At 64.8% G+C, this 14,567-nt stretch carries 12 protein-coding genes and 3 tRNA genes; 11 read left to right on the forward strand and 4 right to left on the reverse strand.

What is annotated here, in order from left to right:
- The first annotated feature begins 217 nt into the window (after positions 1-217).
- From FRC98_RS03765 to FRC98_RS03785, 5 genes are all read left to right on the forward strand, one after another.
- Complete coding sequence (locus FRC98_RS03765; RefSeq protein WP_283809633.1) at positions 218-571, forward strand: cell division protein ZapA; 354 nt, start codon at positions 218-220, stop codon at positions 569-571.
- Between the two features lie 151 nt (positions 572-722).
- Positions 723-1,295, forward strand: coding sequence for a 5-formyltetrahydrofolate cyclo-ligase (locus FRC98_RS03770; RefSeq protein ID WP_230467244.1), 573 nt, complete (start codon positions 723-725; stop codon positions 1,293-1,295).
- Between the two features lie 3 nt (positions 1,296-1,298).
- Positions 1,299-2,996 (forward strand): ribonuclease Y, encoded by a 1,698-nt coding sequence (gene rny / locus FRC98_RS03775; RefSeq protein WP_230467245.1) that lies wholly within the window; start codon positions 1,299-1,301, stop codon positions 2,994-2,996.
- A gap of 55 nt (positions 2,997-3,051) precedes the next feature.
- Positions 3,052-4,383, forward strand: a complete 1,332-nt coding sequence (tyrS, locus tag FRC98_RS03780) for a tyrosine--tRNA ligase (protein WP_146979977.1) — start codon at positions 3,052-3,054, stop codon at positions 4,381-4,383.
- A gap of 24 nt (positions 4,384-4,407) precedes the next feature.
- Positions 4,408-6,357 (forward strand): methyltransferase domain-containing protein, encoded by a 1,950-nt coding sequence (locus tag FRC98_RS03785; protein ID WP_146979978.1) that lies wholly within the window; start codon positions 4,408-4,410, stop codon positions 6,355-6,357.
- A 120-nt stretch (positions 6,358-6,477) separates the two neighbouring features.
- On the opposite strand, the gene FRC98_RS03790 is transcribed toward FRC98_RS03785, so the two are convergent.
- From FRC98_RS03790 to FRC98_RS03800, 3 genes are all read right to left on the reverse strand, one after another.
- Positions 6,478-6,550, reverse strand: a tRNA-Glu gene (locus FRC98_RS03790).
- Between the two features lie 82 nt (positions 6,551-6,632).
- Positions 6,633-6,705 (reverse strand) — tRNA-Glu (locus tag FRC98_RS03795).
- Position 6,706: 1 nt separating this feature from the next.
- Positions 6,707-6,779, reverse strand: a tRNA-Lys gene (locus FRC98_RS03800).
- Between the two features lie 525 nt (positions 6,780-7,304).
- Between FRC98_RS03800 and FRC98_RS03805 the strand changes: the two genes are divergently transcribed.
- Positions 7,305-7,715 carry a hypothetical protein gene (locus FRC98_RS03805; RefSeq protein WP_146979979.1) on the forward strand — a complete coding sequence of 137 codons (411 nt, stop codon included), beginning with the start codon at positions 7,305-7,307 and terminating at the stop codon, positions 7,713-7,715.
- On the opposite strand, the gene queD is transcribed toward FRC98_RS03805, so the two are convergent.
- A complete protein-coding gene (gene queD, locus FRC98_RS03810; protein ID WP_146979980.1) occupies positions 7,700-8,065 on the reverse strand; it encodes a 6-carboxytetrahydropterin synthase QueD in 366 nt (121 codons plus the stop codon). The two genes, FRC98_RS03805 and queD, sit on opposite strands and share 16 nt — an antisense overlap.
- A gap of 122 nt (positions 8,066-8,187) precedes the next feature.
- On the opposite strand from queD, the gene FRC98_RS03815 reads away from it, so the two are divergent.
- The 5 genes from FRC98_RS03815 to FRC98_RS03835 are packed head-to-tail and all read left to right on the forward strand — an operon-like array spanning position 8,188 to position 14,522.
- Positions 8,188-10,101: a bifunctional homocysteine S-methyltransferase/methylenetetrahydrofolate reductase gene (locus FRC98_RS03815; protein ID WP_230467246.1), complete on the forward strand. Its 1,914-nt coding sequence runs from the start codon at positions 8,188-8,190 to the stop codon at positions 10,099-10,101.
- 19 nt (positions 10,102-10,120) lie between these two features.
- Entirely contained in the window at positions 10,121-11,047 is a 927-nt protein-coding gene (cysK, locus tag FRC98_RS03820) for a cysteine synthase A (RefSeq protein WP_146979982.1), read from the forward strand.
- A 42-nt stretch (positions 11,048-11,089) separates the two neighbouring features.
- Positions 11,090-11,932, forward strand: a complete 843-nt coding sequence (gene cysE, locus FRC98_RS03825) for a serine O-acetyltransferase (protein WP_146979983.1) — start codon at positions 11,090-11,092, stop codon at positions 11,930-11,932.
- 47 nt (positions 11,933-11,979) lie between these two features.
- The gene (locus FRC98_RS03830) at positions 11,980-12,783 is read left to right on the forward strand and encodes an outer membrane lipoprotein-sorting protein (protein WP_230467247.1); all 804 of its coding nucleotides are present in this window, start codon (positions 11,980-11,982) and stop codon (positions 12,781-12,783) included.
- Positions 12,780-14,522 carry a hypothetical protein gene (locus tag FRC98_RS03835; RefSeq protein WP_146979985.1) on the forward strand — a complete coding sequence of 581 codons (1,743 nt, stop codon included), beginning with the start codon at positions 12,780-12,782 and terminating at the stop codon, positions 14,520-14,522. Before FRC98_RS03830 ends, FRC98_RS03835 begins: the two co-directional genes overlap by 4 nt.
- Positions 14,523-14,567: the final 45 nt, after the last annotated feature.

A 14,567-nucleotide genomic window follows, 5' to 3' on the forward strand; every position in this document is an offset into this window, starting at 1 on the left:
AGGGGTGGCGCGCGACGTGTGCAGTGTAGCAGAGCTGAGCGGGATCGGAAGAGGAGCAGATTTTGCGTGGCGGACCGTGTTACGAATCTGTTTTGGGGTTGCCGCCCGGCTTTCCACGCTCTAATAATTGGGACCGCCTCCCCCCGGGGGCGATTTTGTCGGCAGCGCTTTGTGCGCGGCCTTATTTCGAGAGACGACTCGAAGCTCGGAGGTGCACGTGAGTTCGCAGAGTACGAAGACCGGTTCAGGCCGCCGCGCGCCCACGTCCGTCTCGGATACCGCTTCGGGGTCGGGACCGATCCAGATCGAGATCCGTGGCCAGAAGATGACGATTCGAAGTGATCGCGACGCGACCTTCGTTCGAAACCTGGCGCGTTATATCGACCATAAAGCTGAGGAGCTGCAGAGCGCCGCTCCCAGTGCGCCCATAGATAAATTGATGATGTTGGCCAGCATGAATGTGGCCGAGGAGCTCTTTGAGGCCCGAGAGGAGCTGCATCGCATGCGCGTGCAGCTCAAAGAGACCACCGAGACGCTCGTTGATTTGATCAGTCAGGTCGAGGAGGCCTGAAGGCGCGATCGAAGTTTATCCATCCGACCCCCACCGCGGTGTCTGAGCCCGAACCGAACTTCTGAGCTCGCGACAAGGGTGCCTGTGAGGCATCCCGAAGACGAGTGCAGCGGTGAGCCCAGCAGACGCCCCAGGTTTGCAAAAGACGCGCTTGCGAAAAGAGCTACGCGCGCGGCGTCGGGCGCTGGATGCACCCCTGCGCGAGCGCGAGGCTGCAGCGCTTTGCGAGCAGCTGATGGGCGCGCCGGAGTTCTTCGCCGCGCGCCACGTTGCCGCCTACTGGGCCGCAGGCGCCGAGCTCAGCGTGGCCGCCGCCCTCTACGAAAAACTCAGCCAGGGGGCCCGCGTCTACCTGCCGCGGGTCAACGCCTCCGACCGTCTCGACTTTGTCGACGCCGGCCAGCTCGACCGGCTCACACCCGGCGCCTTTGGCATCCTGGAGCCCGAAGGGCCGGCCTGCGATTTGAGCCAGATCGACCTCTTTGTGGTGCCGGGCCTGGCCTTTGACCGACGCGGCCATCGCCTGGGCTCGGGGCGTGGCTACTACGACCGCGCCCTGGCCGGGGTCACACACGCCTTATTGATCGGGGTGGGATACGACTGGCAGCTCATCGATGAGGAGCTGCCCGACGAGGCCCACGACCGCCCTATGGACATCATCGCGACGCCCACGCGCTGGCATGTGCCAGACCAGGCGTCGTCTTTACATACATCGAAGGAGTAGGACATGGAGCTGATGCTCTATCTGATCGTCGGCGGGATCATCGGGGTGGTGCTGGGCACCCTCATGGCCCGCACTCGCGCCCAGGCTCAGCAGCAGGAGCTCGTCGACCAGCGCGTGGAGGCGCTCAAAGATGAGACCGTCGAGAGCACGCGTCGGCGCGTTGAGAATGAAGTGCGCGCGGAGCTCAGTGAGAGCGTGCGCGCCGAGCTTGTGGAGAAGTTCACAGCCGAGGCCAAAAATGAGGCCGAAGACGCCGCTCAGCGCATCAAGCGCGAGGCCGAGGCCGAAGCCGATAAGCTCATCAAAGATGCCGAGATCAAATCCCGCGAGGTTGTACTCGCCGCACAAAAAGAAGGCGAAGCCGAGCTCAAGAGCCGCCGCGCCGAGCAGCAGAAGATCGAAGAGCGTCTGAGCAACCGCGAGTCCAACCTGGACGCCCGCGCTGAGCGCCTTGATGAGCGTGAAGAGGCCGTGAAGACCCGCGAGCAGCAGGTCGCCGAGAGCGAGGCGCAATTCTCCTCGCGTGAGCTGGAGCTTGAGCGTCAGCGCGGTGAAGTGGAGCTGGTGCTCGAAAAAGTCGCCGGCTACAGCGCCGAGCAGGCCCGCGCTGAGCTTGTGGCGCGTATGGTCAACCAGGCGGAGCTTGAGGCCAACCGCAAGATCAAGGTCATCGAAGAGCAGGCCGAAGAAGAGGCCGATAAGCGCGCCCAGAAGATCATCAGCGTGGCCGTGCAACGCTACGCCGGCGACTTTGTGGCCGAGAAATGCGTCAGCGTCGTGAGCCTTCCCTCCGACGATATGAAAGGTCGCATCATCGGTCGCGAGGGCCGCAACATTCGCGCGCTGGAAGCCGCCAGCGGCGTCGACATCATCATCGATGATACCCCCGAGGCGGTTATCGTCAGCGGCTTTGACCCGGTGCGCCGCGAGATCGCGCGCCGCTCCCTCGACAAGCTCATCGCCGACGGTCGCATTCACCCCACCCGCATCGAAGAGGTGGTGGCCAAGACCGATCAGGAGGTCGCCCAGAGCATCAAAGAGGCCGGTGAGCAGGCGGCTTTTGAGCTGGGCATCCACGGGCTGCACCCGGAGCTCATCAAGATGGTCGGGCGGCTCAAATACCGCACGAGCTACGGCCAGAATATGTGGTCGCACTCCATCGAAGTTGGCTTTTTATGCGGCCTGATGGCCTCCGAGCTCGGTGTGAACGTGAAGATGGCCCGGCGCGCCGGTCTTCTGCACGACATCGGCAAAGCGCTCACCCACGAGCAGGAAGGAAGCCACGCCATCATCGGCGCCGACCTCTGCCGCAAGTATGGTGAGCATGAGATCGTGCGCAACGCCGTGGCCGCGCACCACAACGACGAGCCCCAGAACTCGGTCATCGCCCACCTGGTCATCGCCTCCGATGCCCTGAGCGGCGCGCGCCCCGGCGCCCGACGCGAGATCCTGGAGACCTATGTGAAGCGCCTCGAAGATCTGGAGCGCATCTCCATGAGCTTTAAGGGCGTGGAGAAGACCTACGCCATTCAGGCCGGCCGCGAGATCCGCGTGATGGTCGAGCACGGCAGCATCGACGACGCCGGCGCGTTTGCGCTCAGCCGCGACATCGCCCGCAAGATCGAAGACGAGCTCACCTATCCGGGCCAGATCAAGGTCACCGTCATTCGCGAGACCCGCGCTATCGACTACGCACGCTGAGTTTTAGGTGTGTAAGTCTTTGAAAGTTAAAGTTTATTTGAAAATTGGAAAAGCCATGACGCAACAAACCACCGAGTTTCAAAGCGACGTTCTCAACGAACTCGCCTGGCGTGGATTTATCTACCAGCAGACCCACGAGGAGCTCGACGAAGAGCTCAGCAAGGGGCCGATGACCCTTTATTGCGGCTTTGATCCGACGGCGTCGTCGCTCCACGTGGGGAACCTGGTGAGCATCATGGGCCTTGCGCATTTCTACCGCCACGGCCACCGCCCCCTGGCGCTGGTGGGCGGGGCGACGGGGCTTATCGGCGACCCCTCGGGGCGCAGCACCGAGCGCAACCTGCTCGATGAGGCGACCTTGCAGGCCAACCTCGAGAGCATCGGCGCGCAGCTCGAGCGCGTGCTGGGCGCCTCACGCACGATGCACCGCTCGGAAGATGCGAAAGCCGGCGAGCCGGTGGCGATGGTGAATAACGCCGACTGGTTTAAGGAGTGGAGCTTTATCGACTTCTTGCGCGAGGTCGGAAAGCATTTTCGCGTCAATCAGATGCTGGCCAAAGATTCGGTGCGTGCGCGTCTTGAGGAGCGCGAGCAGGGCATCAGCTACACCGAATTTAGCTACATGCTGATTCAGGCCTACGACTTTTTGCACCTCAACCAGAACGAGGGATGTCGCCTGCAGGTCGGCGGAAGCGACCAGTGGGGCAACATCACCGCCGGCGTCGACCTGACTCGCCGGCGCACCGGTGAGTCGACCTTTGGTCTGACCTTCCCGCTGATCACCTCGGCCGACGGCAAGAAGATCGGTAAGAGCTTAGGCGGCGCGGTCTACCTCGACGGGGAGATGACCAGCGCGTACGCCTTCTACCAGTACTGGATCAACCAGGGGGACGCCGACTGCGGGCGTTTCCTGCGCCTGTTCACGTTTATGCCCCGCGAAGAGATCGAGGAGCTGGAGGCGAAGATCGACGCCGGTGAGAACCGCGGTGAGGTGCAGCAGCGGTTGGCGCGCGAGGTGACGACGCTGATTCACGGGGAAGAGGAGTGCGAAAAGGTCATCCGCGCAAGCCGCATGCTCTTTGGCGAGAAGATCGAGGGGCTCAACGACCGCGACTTGCAGTCGATTTTTGCCGAGGTGCCCTCGACCGAAGTGGAGCGTGGGCGCCTGGTGGGCGGTGAGCTGGGGCTTCTGGACGCGCTGGTGGAGACGGGCCTGCAGAAGTCCAAGGGTCAGGCGCGCCGGCTGCTGGAGCAGGGCGGGGTCTACATCAACAATGAGCGCGTTGAAGACGTGAATAAAGTGCTTGGCGAGGAAGACCTGGCCAGCGAGTCGATGCTGGTGCTGCGCGCCGGCAAGAAGCGCTACCACGTGGTGCGTTTTGTGTGAGTGCGCCCGAGTGAGTGAGCCCGAGTGAGTGAGGCTGGCGCCGGCGAAGAGGGGGGCCAGAAGATCGCGCTGGCGCTGGCGCTGAGCGTAGTGCTCACGTTGTGGGTCGCGCTTTGCGAGCCGCCCCCGCGCGAGGCCATCGGGCGATTTCTGGGCGTTGTGGGGCTGAGCGCGTTCTTGCTGGGGTGGGGCGTGCGGGGGGGATGGACGTGGCTTAACGGGGGGCCACGCTGGCGCGGGGTGGCGGTGGTGCTGGCCGGCGCGATGGCGCTGCGCGTGGCGGCGTGGATGGCGCCGGTCTCGCTCTCGGATGATGTGTGGCGCTACGTGTGGGACGGGGCGATCGTGGCCGGCGGGGAGAACCCTTATGCCGAGACGCCGCGTGAGCGTGTGACGCGCCTGAAGGGGGAGCCGGATGACGCTGCGATCGATGCCGGGGAGGTGGGAAGGGCGTCGTCGTGGGCAGAGCTCAAGCGGCTGAACAGCCCGGATTACCACACGGTGTATCCGCCCGGGGCGCAGGCGGTCTTTGCTTCTGCCGAAGTCGTTGCGAGGTGGCTGGGGGGTGTATCGGAGCGGTGGTTGCGCCTCTTCTTTGTGGTGGCCGATCTTCTGGCGGTGCTCCTGATCATGCGCGCGCTCATCGCGATGCGGCGCGCTGTGGGGTGGGCCACCCTCTACGGGTGGCATCCGCTTGTGGTGTGGGAGGTTGCCGGCGGTGGGCATACCGAGGCGCTGGCCGTGGGCCTGATGGTGGCGCTGGTGCTGATGCTGGGGCGCAGCGCTCCCTGGAAGATCGGGGTGGTGATCGGCCTGAGCGCCCTGGCCAAACTTACCTTTCTGATCGTGAGCCCGCTTGTGGGCGTGGCGCTGTGGCGGCGCGGGCGTTTTCGCGATGCGCTCATCGCTGCGGTGGTGGCAGTGGGCGTGCTTACGGCGGGCTATGCGCCCTTCTGGTTTGAAGACCTGATCGCCAATCAGCAAAAAAGCGTGGCGCTTTATGCGGACGTGTTTTCGTTTGATGCGCCGCTTTACTACGCGGCGCGCTATCTTCTGGGCTACCGCGAAGGCGTCACCGAGCCGGTCACGCACGTGCTTTCGCCGACGTTGCAGCTGGCGACGATGCTGGCGATCGCGGTAGCCGCACTCTGGCAAAACGGCACCCGGGAGCGCCTGGCGTTGGCGATGGTGGTGGCATGGGGGGCGTATCTGGTGTTTAACCCGGTGCTGCATCCCTGGTACGCGCTGGGACTGCTGGCGGCGGCCGCGCTGGCCGGCGCCTGGTCGGTGAGCCTTGCGGGGCTCGGGCTGATGCTCTCGTATCTTTTTTATGTTCCGGCGGTGGGACGCCCCGAGGAGATTCTGGTGATGGTGGTGCAGAGTGTGTGGGCGGTAACAATGATCGGATGGCAGGCGGGCCCGAGGGCCATTGCGTGGGCGCTGCGCCGACGCGCAAAGACCAAGTTCAACGCCGTGCGCCCTTACCTTCGGCCTGGCGACAGGGTGCTCGACCTGGGGGCGGGGGAGGGCTTTGTGGGTGAGCTTGTGGCCGGGGCGGGCCACGAGGTGATGTTGGCGGAGGTCGACGATCGCAACCGCACAGAACTTCCGATGGTCACCTACGATGGCGAGTCGTTGCCCCTGGACGATGATCAGTTTGACGTGGCGATCATCGCCTACACCCTCCACCACGCTCGACGCCCCGATAAAGTGCTGGCGGAAACGTCGCGGGTGGCGCGTCGCCTGGTGATCCTGGAGACGGTCTATGAGCGGGAGTGGGATCGCAGGCTTGTGACCTTCCTCGATCACAGCGCGAACCGTCTGCGGGGGATGGCGCCCGAGCCCCTCGCGTTTGATCGGGTGGAGGGGTGGCTTGAGCGCCTTAATGCCCGGGGGATGAAGGTGCTCACCTGGCGGTGGCTCGGGCGCGGGGTGCATCGCCACGTAATCATCGTGGCGGAACGGGAGAGATGAGCACAATCCTGGCTTTTTAACATTAAAGGCCAGGGCGTTCACGCATTGCGGTGGCGAGCGTGCGCTGGGTTGAGCAAGAAACAAAGAAACCGACTCATGTGCATGAGTCGGTTTCTTGAGCGTCCCCTACGGGATTCGAACCCGTGTCGCCGGCGTGAAAGGCCGGTGTCCTAGGCCTCTAGACGAAGGGGACAATCAGCCCTCAAGGGGCTGAAGATCCTGCTATGTGGTGCTACGTGTTACAGACGTGGTCACGATGAAGCGGTGTGACCGAGCGTCCCCTACGGGATTCGAACCCGTGTCGCCGGCGTGAAAGGCCGGTGTCCTAGGCCTCTAGACGAAGGGGACGTGAGCCGTGGTGGGCTCGAACCACCGACCCGCAGATTAAAAGTCTGCTGCTCTACCAACTGAGCTAACGGCCCAACATGTTCGACAATCAACCGTGGTTGTTTGCCAAACCACCACCGGAGCTTGGTGTCTCCGGCTGTTTCGTTTCCGGGGTTTCCCCCGAAACGGAAGCTATATCTACAGCTGCCCCCCCGGGGTGTCAACGGGTTTCTGCAAAAATTATCCGCTCAGAGCATAATTATTCCCGCGGAGTGTGGATTCGTAAATGATTTCAGGTGCTTAAGGTTAATGCTGTCCGGGCTGAGGGGGCCGGGGAGATGGGGATCATGCGTCTTGGGCCGATGTTTGATAGGATCGCGAGCGCAGGGCCACCGGGCTTTGAGCGCGCAGGCGGGGGGAATGTGGCGATGGCAACGGCGGCTTCAATCAAGGAGGTCTCGTTCTTCGAGCTTGCAGCGCGGTTGGAGATGGCACGTAGAAAACAAGGACGCTGGAGGGATCGACGCGACACGGTGACCGCACGTCGCAAACGCCGTCGTGTGCACCGTCGTGACTTTCCGGCGAGCCACTCCTATGTGCCGGCGCCTATTGACCCCAGGGTGGCCACGCGCGGAGTGCAGAGCAGGCTGCTGGGCGCAGCGGGGCTGGCCGCGCTCACCGTGGTCTGTGTGATGGCGGTGATCTTTGCCCCCGGGTTGTCGTACGATACGGCGTTTCTGCTGACGATGGGCACAGGCTCACTGGGCCTGGCCATCGCGTTGATCATGGGCGCGCGGCGCGAGGAGATCGTGCACGGCATCGCCCATGACTTGAGCGATGGTGCCGGCGAGCTGCCGGCGCCGCTGCGGCTGGACCTCCATGATCTGGGGGAGGACGGCTCGCTCAGGTTGGAGGGACCGGCCCAGCTCGATTCGGAGACCTGGAGCTGGGAGCTGGCAAACCCCGCCCCCGAAGAGCGGGTGTTTGCCGAGCGAGGCAAAGGTCCTCGGCCCCCTTACTCCCCGCGGTAGATGCAGCTCGACTCGCAGGTCTCGTGGATCTGCAGGCTGTGCAGCTGTGGCAGCACAGGCTTGATGCGCTCCCACATCCATCCGGCGAGCACCTCCGAGGTGGGGTTTTCGAGCCCTTCGATCTCATTGAGGTAATAATGGTCGAGCTGCTCGACGATCAGCGGCTTTACCGCAGCCTTGATATCGCCATAGTCCAGAAGCCAGCCCATCTCAGGGTCGACCTCGCCGCGTACCGTCACCGTGACGCGGTAGGAGTGGCCATGCAGGCGCTGGCACTTATGCCCTTCGGGCACGTTGGGGAGGCGGTGGGCGGCCTCAAAACGAAACTCTTTAACCAGCTCGACGATCATAACTTTGGTCTGGGGCAGGGAGGGGAGGTTGGGGGCATGGAGCCCGGGGCGCTTCTCGACTATAGTGCCGGGCGCAGATCGCGCAGTCCGTAACGTAAGCCAGTGATGTGAGTCAAATCCAGATGCAATCACCCTTTTTAAAGGCGCTCGCTGCCGGTCCCGTTGTCTTTGACGGCGCGATCGGTACGCAACTCTACGAACGCGGCATCTACATCAATAAGTCCTTTGATGACGCGAACCTCTCCCGGCCGGACCTTGTGGCGGCGGTGCACGCCGAATATTTGAGCGCGGGCGCCGAGGTGATCACGACCAACACCTTCTCGTCGAACCGCATCAAGCTCAAACGCCACGGGTTGGAGGAGCGTGCGGCCGAGATCGCGAGCGCCGGGGCGCGGATCGCCCGGGAGGTCGCCGGCGATCTGGCGCTGGTGGCCGGATCGGTGGGGCCGACCGGTCGCACCCCGACGATGCTCACCGAGCGCGAGCTCGAAGAGATGCGCGAGGCCTTTCGTGAGCAGATCACGGCGCTGGCCGAGGGCGGGGTCGATGTGATCGTGCTGGAGACCTTCCGTCAGCTGGCCGAAGTTCGCATGGCGCTTGAGGCTGCGCGCGAGGTCTGCGACCTGCCGGTGATCGCGCAGATGAGTTTTGACGGAGAGCGTCGCACAGGGGACGGCGCCGACCCCGAGCGGGTGGCGATGCTGCTGGCCGACTGGGGGGCCGACGTGGTGGGCGCCAACTGCATGGAGGGCCCGCACGTGCTCTACGACGTGGTCGTGGACATGCTCAGCTGCGGACTTCCGGTGATCGCCCAGCCCAACGCCGGCTACCCGCGCAAGGTCGATGAGCGCCTCGTTTATATGGCGACCCCCGAGTATTTCGGCGTGTACGCGCGCCGCTTCTTTAAGGCGGGTGTGCGCCTGGTGGGGGGCTGCTGCGGCACGGGGCCGGAGCATATTCGTCAGGTCTCGGCGGCCGCGCGCATGCTGGGAGGGGGCCGCGCCAGCGTGGAGGTCAGCGCGGCGCGTATGCCCCGCGAGGAGGCCGAGCCGGAGCTTGCGCAGAGTCAGAAGGTGCCCACCCGGCTGGCCGAGAAGATTGAGGCGGCGCATCGCTCCCGGGCGGCCGGTGAGGCTGTGAGCCGCGAGAACTTCGTGGTGAGCGTGGAGGTCAATCCGCCCTCGGGGCTGCGCGCCGACCGCGCCATTGAGGCCGCGCGCATGCTCATTGAGGGGGGCGTCGATGTCATCAACATCGCCGACGGCCCGCGCGCCTCGGTGCGCATGGCCAACTGGGCGCTGGGGCGCATGCTCCAGGAGTCGCTCGATATTGAGGTGATTCTGCACCTGTGCGGCCGCGACCGAAACCTGCTCGGGCTGCAGTCGGACGTGCTGGCCTTTGAGGCGCTCGATCTGCGCAACCTGGTGGTGATCACCGGAGATCCTCCCAAGGTGGGCGATTATCCGCACGCCACGGCGGTCTTCGATCTGGATAGCGTGGGGATTCTGCGCATGATCAATAACTTCAACCGAGGCGTCGATCCGGCCGGAAAGCCCGTGGGCGATGCCACGGCGTTTTATTGTGCGTGTGGGGCCGAGCCGGCTGCCGCCGACTACGAGCGGGAGCTGCGCCGCCTGGAATTAAAGAAGGCCGCCGGCGCCCGTTTTGTGATGACGCAGCCTGTTTATGATCCGGCGGTGCTCGATCGTTTCCTGGCCGACATCGCGCACCTCGATCTTCCGGTGCTGGTGGGGCTTTTGCCCCTGGCCAGCGCGCGAAACGCGGAGTTTTTGCATAATGAGGTGCCCGGCATGGCCGTGCCCCTGGAGGTGCGCGAGCGCATGCGCGCCGCTGGCACCGGGCAGGCCGCGCGCGCCGAAGGCGTGCGCATCGCCCAGGAGACTCTGGAAGCCGTGGGCTCGCGGGTGACCGGTGCTTATATTATGCCGCCCTTCGGCCGCTATGAGGCCGCCCTTGAGATTTTGAGCTGTCTTCCCGGCTACGCCCAAACCCCGGCCACTGAGGAGGCGCGCTGAACCAGCGCGCAAACACGCTATGACGATTTATGAGAGCATCGTCGATCTGGTGGGAAAAACCCCGCTGATTCGCCTGAGCAAAGTCACCGGGGATTGCCCGGCCGAGATCGTGGGCAAGGCGGAGTTTTTTAACCCGCTGGGGAGCGTCAAAGATCGCATCGGCGCAGCAATGGTCGCCGACGCCGAGCAACGCGGCGTGCTTGTGCCCGGCGGGCTGATTGTGGAGCCCACCAGCGGCAACACCGGCATCGCGCTGGCCTTTGTGTGCGCCTCAAAAGGCTACAAACTCGTGCTGACCATGCCCGACACCATGAGCCTGGAGCGGCGCACGCTGCTCAAGGCGCTGGGGGCCGAGCTTGTGCTCACCCCCGGCTCGCTGGGGATGCAGGGGGCGGTCGAGGAGGCCCGGCAGATGGTCGAGTCGACCCCGGGGGCGATCATGCTTCAGCAGTTTCAGAACTCTGCCAACCCGCAGATCCACGCCGAGACCACCGCCGACGAGATCTGGACCGACTGCCAGGGGCGCATCGACGCCATCGTCACCGGCGTGGGCACCGGGGGCACCATCACCGGGGTCACGCGCACACTCAAAGAGCGAAACCCTCACTTTAAAGCCATCGCGGTAGAACCGACCGGAAGTCCGGTGCTCTCGGGAGGTGTGGCCGGGCCGCATAAAGTCCAGGGCATCGGCGCGGGCTTTGTGCCCGACATCTACGAGGAGGCGCTCATCGACGAGGTCCTCACCGTCGACGATGACGAGGCCTTTGAGATGGCGCGGCGCCTGGCCTGTGAGGAGGGGCTTCTCGTAGGTATCAGCGCCGGAGCCAACGTGGCCGCAGCGATCCGCGTGGGGCGCCGCCCGGAGTTTGCGGGTAAGCGCATCGTGACGATGCTCTGCGACACCGGCGAGCGCTACCTCTCCACGCCTCTTTTCCGTGAGCTTTGACGCCGGTCGCCCCCGTGGCTCAACCGCCGGCAGGACACCATCATGAAGTTGAAACGCCCTCATCCCCGGCTCAGCGCCAGCCCTCCGGGCAACGAGCGCCGAGGCGTGCTGGGATTTTTTAAAGACGCCATCGAAGACATCCAGGCGGTGCGTCGCGGCGATCCGGCCGCGCGCACGCTGGCCGAGGTGGTCACCACCTACCCGGGCCTGCACGCGCTCTGGATGCACCGCCTCTCCCATCGCCTGTGGACGCACGGCCACCATCTGGGCGCGCGTATCCTCAGCCACTACAGCCGTCATCTCACCGGGGTGGAGATTCACCCCGGGGCGGTCATCGGCCGCCGGGTCTTTATCGATCACGGCATGGGCGTGGTGATCGGGGAGACCTCGGTGGTGGGCGACGATTGCCTGATCTACAAAGGTGTGGTGCTCGGTGGTACAAGCCTCAAGCGCACCAAACGCCACCCGACCATCGGCAAAGGGGTGACCATCGGCTCCAACGCCTGCATCCTGGGCGCGGTCACCATCGGCGACGGCGCGCGCGTCGGCAGCGGCTCGGTGGTGGTTAAAGATGTGGAAGCCTGCGCCACGGTGGTGGGCATCCCGGGGCGAGTGGTCTCCAGGGAGGAGCGCAAGACGGTGGGGCCGCCGGACCTCGATCACGATCGTCTCCCCGACCCGATCCAGCGCATCGTGCGTGATCTTCTCGACCATATCGACAGCCTCTCCAACCGCCTGCACATCCTGGAGCAGCTCGTCGACTTAAGCCCCGAAGAGCTTGCCGAGAAGCTGGAGCGTCACGAACTTCAAGACGCCCTGGAGCAGGAGTTTTTGAAGGCCTACCAGGACGATGACGTCGAAGATGGCAACAAACCCGCCGGTTAAGGGCGATCCTCGTCCGCGCCGTGAGCGATACTTCTATGGGAGTGATGATGGCGACCTTTGCACCGACCCGACACATCTTCGCGCTGGGCGCAGCGTTTTTCGTTTTTTTTCTGGTCGCCAGCGCCTCAGCGCAGCAGGCCGAGGACCCGAGTGCGCAGGAGCTTGTCGATCAGGCCATTGAGCGCAATGCGCTCGGGTTTGAGTCCGGCCGCGCTCAGATCACGCTCATCGTCTACGATCGCGCTGGGGAGCGGCGGGAGCGACGTCTGGATGTCCGCTCTCGCCGCGCCGATGAGCGTGGTGCGACCCGCGTGGAGCTCACCGATCCGCCGGAGGTCCGCGGCCAGTCCTTCCTCTTTGTGGAGCAGGCCGAGGGCCAGGACGACGTCTGGATGTACGTGCCCGCCTTCAACGTCACGCGACGCGTGGAGGGACGTCAGAAGCGCGGCGCGTTTTTGGGCACCCACTTCACCTTTGCTGATCTTGAGAGCCGCGATCTGCGCGAGGCCACCTACCGCCGTCTCCCGGATGAGACCATCGGGCAGACCCCGGTCTACGTGGTCGAGGCGCGGCCTACCGACGCGGCATCAAGTGACTACAGCCGCGTGGTCACCTACCTGCGCAAAGAGGATCAGATCCCGATGCGCACCCGTTTCTTCGGCAAAGATGGCGAGCTTGAGAAGACGCTCTTTAGCGAGAAGTTGAACACCACCGAGGGCGGGCGCAGCTACATCGAGCAGATGACGCTGCGCTCAGAGCAGGGTGGCTACACCACGATCGTCATCAACGCGCTCGACCCGAATGTGGAGCTTCCCGAGTCGGTCTTCAGCCGCGAGGATCTGGGCCGGTGAGCTGCCCGGAGGTGCGACGAGGGTGGGCGGGGGCAATCTCGGGCTGTGCGATCCTGCTGAGCGTGGCCAGCGCCGGGGCGCAGGAGATCCTCTACGATCCGGAGAACCCGGCGTTTGAAGAACAGGCCGAGGCGCCGGGGGACGATGCGCAGGGCGATGATGGCGAGGAGAGCGCCGGAGGCTCCGAGGTGCTTTATGACCCGGAGAATCAGCGCTTTGAGGATGAGACAGGCGGAGCGCCGGCGCTCCGAGAGCCCCTGGCACCGAGCTCCAACGCCTCATTTCAAAACACCGAACTGACGCTCATCGCCGGCATCGGCCTCTTCGCCGACCTGGCCCATGACGCCCCCGGCGAAGATCTTTTTGAGACCTCCACCGAGCTCGGCCTGAAGATCACGCATGACGCCTCGGCCAACCTGAGCGCGGTGATCGGGGCGCGCGCCACCCACCGGGCCGCGCGCCCCGAGGGCGGCCCCTGGCGCGCCTACGACGAGGTCGCGCTCGATGAGGCCTATGTGCTGTGGCGAAAAGATCGCTGGCGCCTGGCCTTCGGAAATCTGCGCACCCCCTGGGGAAGCACCGACATCACGCGCCCCGGCGATGTGATCAACCCCACCGATCTGCGCTCGCCAGGCAGCGCCGGGGCTTTTGGAGCAACCCTGCCGCAGCTCACCGCTGAGGCCTCCTACGCCTTCGACGCGCTGACCTTAAGCGCAGTCGTCGTCCCCTTTTTCAAACCCAACGATGTTGCGCTCTTCGGGCAGGACAGCGCGCTGGCCACCCGCCAGAACCCCTTTATCGCCGAGCAGCTCCCCTTTGTGCTGCTCGCAGAAGATCTGCTCGACCCCTCGATCTGGCCCCTGGCGCAACCTCTCCTCCAGGCCACTCGCCGACCCATGGCCACCCCGGCCAATATGAGCGGCGGGCTGCGCGCGACAACCACGCTGGCCAACACCGATCTGGGCCTGGGCGTCTTCTACGGCTGGGATCGCACCCCGAAGATCGAGCTCGATGAGGATCTTCGCACGCTGCTCAACATCATTGCCGAGGACGGGCAGTTCTTCGCCGACTTCGATTTTATCGGTTTCACCGCCCGAAACCCCGAGACGGTCGCCCTCTCGCAGCGCATCTCCACAAAAGCCGAGGCCGGGGAGACGCTTTTAAGCTCGGAGTTTCAGCGCCGCCTGACGCTGCTGGCGGACGGCGCGCGCTATATCGGTCCGATTGGCGTGCGCGCTGATGTGGCGTTTTCTCCGGGGCGCATCTTCTACACCACCGAGTTTGAGGCGGTGACCCGCGCCAGCGTCTTCGCCGCGCTGGGCCTCTCCTACGAGCGCCTCTTAAGCGACGAGCGCGCGCTGGCGCTGACGCTGGAGGGCTTCTGGCTGCATCCCTTTGCCGCCGACAGCGCGGTGCAGCGCGCCTTCAACGACCCCGACGAGGGCGGCGATCCCGCCGCGCGCCTGCTCCTCTTTGAAGGGGGCTACTACGGCGTGGCCGGCGCGCTGAACTGGGGCACCGGCCTCTGGAAGATCGATGTGCAGGGCGGGGCGATGGTCTCACTGGCGCCGGGCGACGTGATCGCACAGCTTGCGCTGGAGCGACCGATTGTGGGTGGCGCGCGCGCGCGGCTCAGCGCCAACCTCTTTGCCGGCCCGGACCCGGCCGAAACGCTCAGCCTGGGCGGGCTGTGGTCGGCCAACGATCAGCTGGCGTTGAGCGTCGTCGGCCGCTTTTAATCGCATGTCAGCGCACAAAAAAAACGCCGGCCCCCAGGTAAGGAC

Source organism: Lujinxingia vulgaris, assembly GCF_007997015.1.
GTDB classification, from domain to species: domain Bacteria; phylum Myxococcota_A; class Bradymonadia; order Bradymonadales; family Bradymonadaceae; genus Lujinxingia; species Lujinxingia vulgaris.

What these genes read in the sequence shown, in the direction of transcription:
- rny (WP_230467245.1), top strand. Translation starts at nt 1,299, where the DNA reads ATGGAGCTGATGCTCTATCTGATCGTCGGCGGGATCATCGGGGTGGTG.
- tyrS (WP_146979977.1), top strand. Translation starts at nt 3,052, where the DNA reads ATGACGCAACAAACCACCGAGTTTCAAAGCGACGTTCTCAACGAACTC.
- queD (WP_146979980.1), bottom strand. Translation starts at nt 8,065, where the DNA reads ATGATCGTCGAGCTGGTTAAAGAGTTTCGTTTTGAGGCCGCCCACCGC.
- FRC98_RS03815 (WP_230467246.1), top strand. Translation starts at nt 8,188, where the DNA reads ATGCAATCACCCTTTTTAAAGGCGCTCGCTGCCGGTCCCGTTGTCTTT.
- cysK (WP_146979982.1), top strand. Translation starts at nt 10,121, where the DNA reads ATGACGATTTATGAGAGCATCGTCGATCTGGTGGGAAAAACCCCGCTG.
- cysE (WP_146979983.1), top strand. Translation starts at nt 11,090, where the DNA reads ATGAAGTTGAAACGCCCTCATCCCCGGCTCAGCGCCAGCCCTCCGGGC.
- FRC98_RS03830 (WP_230467247.1), top strand. Translation starts at nt 11,980, where the DNA reads ATGGCGACCTTTGCACCGACCCGACACATCTTCGCGCTGGGCGCAGCG.